8 protein-coding genes are annotated in these 7,751 nt (G+C 67.3%); all 8 read right to left on the bottom strand.

The window, feature by feature from the left end:
* A partial coding sequence (gene kdpB, locus VFL28_14270; protein HET7265826.1) for a potassium-transporting ATPase subunit KdpB occupies nucleotides 1–1,981 on the bottom strand: 1,981 nt, incomplete at its 3' end.
* 58 nt (nucleotides 1,982–2,039) lie between these two features.
* Nucleotides 2,040–3,857, bottom strand: coding sequence for a potassium-transporting ATPase subunit KdpA (kdpA, locus tag VFL28_14265; GenBank protein HET7265825.1), 1,818 nt, complete (start codon nucleotides 3,855–3,857; stop codon nucleotides 2,040–2,042).
* On the bottom strand, nucleotides 3,854–3,949 hold the full coding sequence (gene kdpF, locus VFL28_14260) for a K(+)-transporting ATPase subunit F (GenBank protein ID HET7265824.1): 96 nt from the start codon (nucleotides 3,947–3,949) through the stop codon (nucleotides 3,854–3,856). The genes kdpA and kdpF overlap by 4 nt, the downstream gene beginning before the upstream one ends.
* Nucleotides 3,950–4,138: 189 nt before the next feature.
* Nucleotides 4,139–4,813 (bottom strand): TrkA family potassium uptake protein, encoded by a 675-nt coding sequence (locus VFL28_14255; protein ID HET7265823.1) that lies wholly within the window; start codon nucleotides 4,811–4,813, stop codon nucleotides 4,139–4,141.
* On the bottom strand, nucleotides 4,814–5,290 hold the full coding sequence (locus tag VFL28_14250; GenBank protein HET7265822.1) for a TrkA family potassium uptake protein: 477 nt from the start codon (nucleotides 5,288–5,290) through the stop codon (nucleotides 4,814–4,816).
* A 31-nt stretch (nucleotides 5,291–5,321) separates the two neighbouring features.
* Nucleotides 5,322–5,915: a universal stress protein gene (locus VFL28_14245; protein ID HET7265821.1), complete on the bottom strand. Its 594-nt coding sequence runs from the start codon at nucleotides 5,913–5,915 to the stop codon at nucleotides 5,322–5,324.
* Nucleotides 5,912–6,151 carry a hypothetical protein gene (locus VFL28_14240; GenBank protein HET7265820.1) on the bottom strand — a complete coding sequence of 80 codons (240 nt, stop codon included), beginning with the start codon at nucleotides 6,149–6,151 and terminating at the stop codon, nucleotides 5,912–5,914. The genes VFL28_14245 and VFL28_14240 overlap by 4 nt, the downstream gene beginning before the upstream one ends.
* Nucleotides 6,144–7,718, bottom strand: coding sequence for an APC family permease (locus tag VFL28_14235; GenBank protein HET7265819.1), 1,575 nt, complete (start codon nucleotides 7,716–7,718; stop codon nucleotides 6,144–6,146). Before VFL28_14235 ends, VFL28_14240 begins: the two co-directional genes overlap by 8 nt.
* Nucleotides 7,719–7,751 lie beyond the last annotated feature (33 nt).

The raw sequence follows: 7,751 nt of genomic DNA, 5'->3' as shown, positions 1-7,751 counted from the left end.
TGTTGCGCAGGATCCGCGCCGCCCCCGCCGGCCGGTACTGCACCCCCCGCAGTGCCAGTGGAATCAGCGCGACGATGATCAGCGCGTTGAAGATCACCGCCGACGAGATCGCGCTCTGCGGCGTCGACAGCCGCATGAAGTTCAGCGCCCCCAACGCGGGATACGTTGACGCGAACGCCGCGGGAATGATCGCGAAGTACTTCGCCACGTCGTTGGCGATGCTGAAGGTCGTAAGCGCCCCCCGCGTCATCAGCAGCTGCTTGCCGATCTCGACCACCTCGATCAGCTTCGTCGGGTTGCTGTCGAGATCGATCATGTTCGCGGCCTCGCGGGCCGGCTGCGTGCCGGTGTTCATCGCGACCGCCACGTCCGCCTGGGCCAGCGCCGGGGCGTCGTTCGTCCCGTCCCCCGTCATCGCCACGAGCCGTCCCCCCGCCTGCTGTTCCCGGATCAGCCGCAGCTTGTCCTCGGGCTTCGCCTGGGCCAGGAAGTCGTCCACCCCCGCCTCCGCCGCGATCGCCGCCGCGGTCAAGGGGTTGTCGCCGGTGATCATGACCGTGCGAATCCCCATGCGGCGCAGTTGCATGAACCGCTCCTTGATGCCGCCCTTCACGATGTCCTTGAGGTGGATGACCCCCAGGATCTTGTCGTTGCGCGACACGACCAGCGGCGTCCCGCCCGAGCGGGCGATCCGCTCGACCACCGCGTTGAGGTCCTGCGGCACCGCCCCGCCGCCGGACCGTACCTGCGCGACGATGGCGTCGGGGGCGCCCTTCCGGATCACGACCCCGTCGAAGTTGACACCGCTCATGCGGGTCTGCGCGGTAAATGGGACAAACGTCATGCCCTCGGACTGCCCCTCATCCGTGCCGTCGGAGCCGGTGCCGACGGTGCGCCCGCGCAGCCCGTACCGCTCCTTCGCAAGCACGACGATGCTGCGGCCTTCGGGCGTCTCGTCGGCCAGCGAGGCGAGCTGGGCGACCTCGGCGAGCTCCTCCGCGTTCGCGTGGTCCACCGGGATGAACTCGACGGCCTGGCGGTTGCCGAGCGTGATCGTGCCGGTCTTGTCGAGCAGCAGGACGTCCACGTCGCCCGCGGCCTCGACGGCGCGTCCCGACAGCGCGATCACGTTCCGCTTGATCATCCGGTCCATGCCGGCGATGCCGATCGCGCTCAAGAGGCCCCCGATCGTCGTCGGGATGAGACAGACGAGGAGCGCCACCAGCACGGTGATCGTGACCGGCGCGCCGCGCCCGGCCGCCCCGACGCTGTAGATCGAGTAGGGCAGCAGCGTCGCGCAGACGACCAGGAACAGGATCGTGAAGCCGGCCAGCAGGATATTGAGCGCGATCTCGTTCGGCGTCTTCTGCCGGCGCGCGCCCTCGATGAGCGCGATCATCCGGTCGATGAAGCCCTCGCCGGGGTTCGCGGTGATGCGCACCAGCAGCCAGTCGGACAGCACGCGTGTGCTGCCGGTCACCGCGCTCCGGTCGCCGCCCGACTCGCGGATCACCGGCGCGCTCTCGCCCGTGACCGCGCTCTCGTCAACCGACGCGATGCCCTGGACGACCTCACCGTCGCCCGAAATCACGTCGCCGGCCTCGACGAGCACGACGTCGCCCTTGCGAAGCACCGTCGACGACACCGTCTCGTACGGTCCGGCACGGTCGGGCCGCTCCGGCCGCCGGAGCCGTTTCGCCGGCGTATCCCGGCGGGCCCGCCGCAGCGCCTCGGCCTGCGCCTTCCCGCGGCCCTCCGCGAGCGCCTCGGCGAAGTTCGCGAAGACGACCGTGAACCACAGCCACGCCGACACGCTGCCGATGAACGGGGCCGGTGCCTCGCCGCGGCCGAAGAGGGCGTGGAAGAAGAGCAGCGTCGTCAGGATGCTCGTCACCTCGACGACGAACATCACGGGGTTGCGCACCTGCTGCCGAGGATCGAGCCGCAGGAACGAGTCCAGGATCGCCGTCCGCCACAGCATGGCGGTCTGCGCGCGCTGACGCTCCGCGGCCGGCACCTGTGCGCTCATGCGCCCCTCCTCACTTGACCACCGCGCCGGCGTGCATCAGGAAGTGCTCGACGATTGGGCCGAGCGCGAGCGCCGGCAGAAAGCTGAGCGCCCCGATGATCACGGTGACCGCGGCGAGCCACAACACGAACTGCCCGGTGTGGGTCGGCAGCGTCCCGGGGCTCGGCGGCACGATCTTCTTCGCCGCCATGGAGCCCGCGACGGCCAGCACGGGCACGATCTCCCAGAACCGCCCGAGCCACAGCACCACCGCGCCGACGTCGTTGTAGAACGGCGTGTTGCTGTTGATGCCGGCGAACGCGCTGCCGTTGTTGTTGCCCATCGAGGTGAAGGCATAGAGAATCTCGCTGTAGCCGTGCGGGCCGGGGTTGGAGGCGCCGGCGCGGCCGGCCGGCGTCGCGACGGCGAGCGCGGTGCCGAGCAGCACGATCAGCGGCATCACGAGGACGACGACCGACGCCATCTTCATCTCGAACGCCTCGATCTTCTTGCCGAGGTACTCCGGCGTCCTGCCCACCATCAGCCCGGCGACGAACGCGGCGAGGATCACCACCATCAGCATGTCGTACAGGCCGACCCCGACGCCGCCGTAGACGACCTCGCCGAGGTGCATGCCGACGAGCGGCACGAGACCCCCGAGCGGCGTGTACGAGTCGTGCATGGAGTTGACCGACCCGTTCGAGGTCGCGGTGGTCGCGGTCGCCCACAGGGCGGAGTCCGGCACGCCGAACCGCGTCTCCTTGCCTTCCATATTGCCGCCCGACTGCAGCGGACCCGCGCGCTGATCCACACCGAGGCGCGCGATCAGCGGGTTGCCGGCCTGCTCGAAACCCTCGGCCATGGCCAACAGCGGCAGGAACATCAGCGTCATCGCGGCCAGGATCGCCCAGCCCTGCCGCGTGTCGCCGATCATCCGGCCGAACGTGTAGCAGACCGCGGCCGGAATTAGGACGATCGCGATCACCTCGAGAAAATTGGAGAACGGCGTCGGATTCTCGTACGGGTGGGACGAGTTGACGTTGAAGAAGCCGCCTCCGTTCGTGCCGAGTTGCTTGATCGCAATCTGCGAAGCGGCCGGCCCGACCGCGAGCACCTGCTCGGTGACCTTCACCGTCGTCGTCTTCTGGTGGCCCTGCGCATCAAGCACCGGCTTGCCGTTCGCGTCGGTCGCCGGCCGGTCGTACGACGTGGGCTCGACGAGCGTCGTGGTCTTGTAGGGAGAGAGGGTCGCCACAACGCCCTGCGACGCGAGCAGCAGCGCCAGTACCATCGACATCGGCAGGAAGATATAGAGCGCGCTCCGCGTCAGGTCCACCCAGAAGTTGCCGATCGCGCTCGCCGACCGCCGCGCCAGGCCCCGGAAGAGCGCCAGCATCACCGCCATACCCGCCGCCGCCGAGGTGAAGTTCTTGACGGTCAGCCCCGTCATCTGGACCAGGTAGCTGAGGGTCGTTTCGCCGCCGTAGTTCTGCCAGTTCGTGTTGGTCGCGAACGAGACCGCGGTGTTGAGCGACAGGGCCGGCGAGACCGCCGGCATCTTCTGCGGATTGAGCGGAAGCACGGCCTGCATCCGCTGAAGCGCGTACAGCAGCAGCATGCCGGCAAACGTGAACGAGAGAATGGCGATCGAGTACGTCTGCCAGGACATGTCCTCGTGCGGATCGACGCGCGACCAGCGATAGAACAGCCGCTCCAGCGGCCGCAGCACGGGGTCGAGGATCGTCCGTTCGCCCATGTAGACGCGGGCCATGTAGGTCCCGAGCGGCTTGACCAGCGCGAAGACGACCACGAGTGGGAGCAGGATCCGCAGCACGCCGGCCGTCGTCATACGAACCACTCGGGCTTCAAGAGGGCGCAGACCAGGTAGACGAAGAGCCCGATCGAAAGAACGCCGGCGAGCGCGACGAAGAAACCGTTCATCGCCCGCCCATCAGCCGCGTCAGACCGGGAATCCATGCGAGGGTCGAAAGCAGCAGCACGGCCATCAGGCCGATCATCAGGACGTCCGTCACCGGCACCCCTCCCTAGCTGGCCATAGGCGGCACGATACCACCGGCGCCGTTACGACGGGGTCACGGAGGCGCGGAAAGTCGTTAAGGAATCGTTAATTTAGGACGCCGGCACGCCCCGGCCGAGGAGGGCCAGGCGGAAGGCCTGGACTCCGGCCGCGGGAATAATTGCGACCAGGTCGTCGCCCGGTCGAAGCATCGTGTCCGGGTGCACGACTTCCGCGGACTCCCCGCGCACGAGGATCCCGAGGGTGCACCCGCGCGGCAGCGGCAGGTCGCGAACCCGCCGGTTCGCCGCGGGGGAATCCGGCGGAATGGCCACCTCGACCACTTCCAGGTTGCCGCGCCTCAGCGCCGTGAGCGGGATGATGTCCGCCGCTTCGACTTCCTGCTCGATGAGGCTGTAGATCAGTTTCGTTGAGCTGACCGTCTCGTCGATCCCCAGCAACTGGAAGGTGACTTCGTTCTTCGGGTTGTTGATGCGCGCGATCACGCGTTTGACGTTGAACTTGCGCTTCGCCATCTGGCAGATCACGAGATTGTCCTCGTCGTCGCCGGTGACCGCGGCGACCAGATCGGCGCGTACCGCGCCGGCCTGGTCGAGCGTCCGCACTTCGCAGGCGTCGCCCAGCAGGGCGGCGTCGCCGAACTCCTCCTTGAGAATCACGTAGCGCCGCCGCAGCTTCTCGATGACGGTCACTTCCTGTCCGTCGTCGCGCAGCGCCTTGGTCAGGTAGTAGCCGACTTTGCCGCCTCCCGCGATAATGATGTACACCTACTCGCCCCCCTCGGGCTCCGCCGACAGCAGCCGCGCCTCGCGCACCGCGTGGTACTGCTCGATCGTCCGCCACGGCCGCGCCGCGAGAAAGTCCATGCAGAGGCCGGCGCCGAGCAGCGTGGGCGAGATCGTGTCGATCCCGAACTCCCGGTAGGCCTCCGCGCGAAGTGGATCGTAGATCCTTGCGATCACGCGCGGTACCTTGTACTTCACCTTCGCGATCTGCGCGGACATGATATTGCTGTTGTCCCCGTTCGTACAGGCGGCGAATCCGCCGGCCCGCTCGATTCCGGCCTTCTTGAGAATGTCTTCATCGATGCCGATGCCGAGAATCGTCTTCCCGCGAAAGTCGGCGCTGAGCCGGCGGAACGATTCCGGGTCCCGGTCGATGATCGCGACGGTATGACCCTCGGTCTCCAACATCGAGGCGAGCATCGCCCCGACGCGTCCGCAGCCTAGGACCACCACATGCATCGGCCTCCGGCTCCCTTCGCGCCGACCCGCGCTACGCGTCCGGCGCCACCGCGCCGATGCTCGTCTCGGCGAGGCGGTCGATGATGACCTCGCAGGGCGCGTTTCGAAACAGCGATTCCGCGACGCGCTCCGTCGACCCTTCGACGAACCCGGTCTGGGGCGAGATCCCAAGCACGATGAGATCTACATCGTGGTCGCGCGCCGTTCTTGCGATTCCCTCGCCCGCTTCGCGCGCCCGGATCACTTCGGCCGTAGACTGCAAATGGTGTGTGGCGACGATTTCGCCCGCCCGGTCCAACGCGTGCCGTCCGCGCTGCTCGACATTCGGAAGCGCGACGCCGAGGCTCAGCGTTCGCGGAACTTCGACCACGTATCCGAGCAAAATGGTCGCCTTCTGCTCCTCCCCGAGGCGGCTCGCGAGCTCGACGGCGCGGGCGGAATAGTAGGATTCCAGAATCGGCACGAAGATCGTACGGACGGCTCCCACAGACCGCACGGCGCGCGCGATCTCGGCCGAGACGGGACGCGGCAGGCGCAGCATCCAAAAGAGCAGCGCCGCCATCGCAGCGGCAAACGCCGCCGCCAGGGTAGAGCCGAGCAGATGAAACCGCAGCGTCTCCGTCACCGGGCGGCCCGCCGCCGGAGGTAGGCAACCACAAAAGACAGCCGGTACGCGCCGAGCCCGAGGAATCCGAATCCCGCCAGGAGCGCCTGCGGGTGGAGGCCGAGCGGAAGCGTCCTGACGAGAATGACCAAACCCACGGCCACCATCGCCGCGCTGGTCACCGCCTGGTAGAGATCCACCGCCGTGTAGCGGGGCGGACTCGCGGTCGAAGCGCGACCCGCCCCCGGACTAGGCACGGCGCCCTTTCCTCGCCAGGTCCCGGTCGCGCTGCGCGAGTACGATTTCATAGCGCTCCAACAGATCGTATTCCTCGGCGTGACGTAGAATTCGCCGCTGTTGTTCCTCCCACGCGTGCGCGACGCTGCCCGTCACCGGCAGCCGCTGCTGCCGCCTGAACCACACGTAATACGCGAGGCCGATCAGCACCCACGCCGGCCCCGCGATCCGGCCGATCGCGTGGGTCAGGACGACTTCGATCAGCGTAATCAGGATGCCGATTAGGCCGAGGACGCCGACAATCGGAATTTCGACCAGCACCCCGTTGCGGGGCCCCAGCCGCACGTTCAGCGGCACCCGGTACGGCCGCGGCGAGTACGGGTCCCGGATCCGCAGTACGATCAGCGCGATGAAGACAAGCGTGTAGCCCAACGTCGCGCCGAACGCGTACATGTTGGCCAGGACGTCCACGGCGCTCGGGGTGAGGAACGCCAGGACCGCCTCGAGGAGGCCGATTCCGGAAAAAACCAGGATCGCTCGCGCGGGCGTCCGGTAGCGATGGTGCACGTCCTGAAACCAGGGCGTCACCAGTTTGAGCTGGCTCATCGAGTACACCAGACGGCTGGCCCCCATCACGCCGGTGTTGGCTGAAATGAGGAGGATAACGGCGCCGAGCACGGCCGCGAGCGGGCCCGCGATCGGTCCCACGAACGGCAGGCGGCTTCCGAACAGGGCCACGGAATCTCCGACGTCCTTCGCATACGCCTGCCACGGCAGCACGCCGAGCCCGGTGATCGAGAAGAATACCGCGAACAGGAACACGCTGCCGATCAAGCCGATGGACGTCCGCGGGATGACGGTGGCGGGGCGCCGCGTCTCCTGCGCCGCCTGGGAGATCGACTCCAATCCGACGTACGAGATGATGGCAAGGGACGAGCCGTACATGAACTGATGAAACGTCGGAAACTGGTGGACCCATTGATCCACCAGCAGCTCCGGCTTCCACGCAAAGACGAGACCGATGAGAATGAGGCCGGCCTCCACGACAAGCCCGAAAACACCGATCACTTCGTTGAGAAACGACGACTCCCGAATGCCGCGTACGTTGAGCCAGGTGAGCAGGACGATCAACACCATCGTCTCGCCGGCCCAGAGCGGGTTGATGTTGTGAAAGGGACCGAGGTTCGCCTTGAAGTCGCGAACGGCGGGGAAGAAGAAGTTCATGTATCCGGCCGAGAACGTCGCGAACAGCGCGATATCGATAGTGTAGTCGAGAAGCAGCGCCGACCCCGCGATAAATCCGGCCATGTCCCCCAGCCCGCGGCTCACGAAATACTGGCCGCCGCCCGCAACGGGGTACGCTGCGGCCAACTCCGTGTAGGCCAAGCCGATCATGATGTAAACGACACCCGCGGCGGCGAAGGCAAGAGGCGCCGCGCCCATCGTCGCGGCGATCACGATCCCAAGTGCCACGTAGATGTCCGCGCCCACATCGGCGAAGCCCCACATGAACGAGCCCCAGACCGAAATGTCGCGGCGCAGGTGCTGGTCGCCCGACGCGGCGGAGGCCGGCAGACTCTCACCCATTACGGCTCACGGCGGGACCCGGCGCGGAAACTC

The sequence above is a fragment of the bacterium genome (genome assembly GCA_035691305.1).
Classification (GTDB): Bacteria; Sysuimicrobiota; Sysuimicrobiia; order Sysuimicrobiales; family Segetimicrobiaceae; genus DASSJF01.
The sequence above is the reverse complement of the archived record's forward strand: the minus strand, read 5'-3'. Positions and strand labels throughout refer to the sequence as shown.

Excerpts from the sequence above, each read along its gene's own strand:
- kdpA (HET7265825.1), bottom strand. The coding sequence starts at position 3,857 with ATGACGACGGCCGGCGTGCTGCGGATCCTGCTCCCACTCGTGGTCGTC.
- VFL28_14235 (HET7265819.1), bottom strand. The coding sequence starts at position 7,718 with ATGGGTGAGAGTCTGCCGGCCTCCGCCGCGTCGGGCGACCAGCACCTG.
- VFL28_14250 (HET7265822.1), bottom strand. The coding sequence starts at position 5,290 with ATGCATGTGGTGGTCCTAGGCTGCGGACGCGTCGGGGCGATGCTCGCC.
- kdpF (HET7265824.1), bottom strand. The coding sequence starts at position 3,949 with ATGAACGGTTTCTTCGTCGCGCTCGCCGGCGTTCTTTCGATCGGGCTC.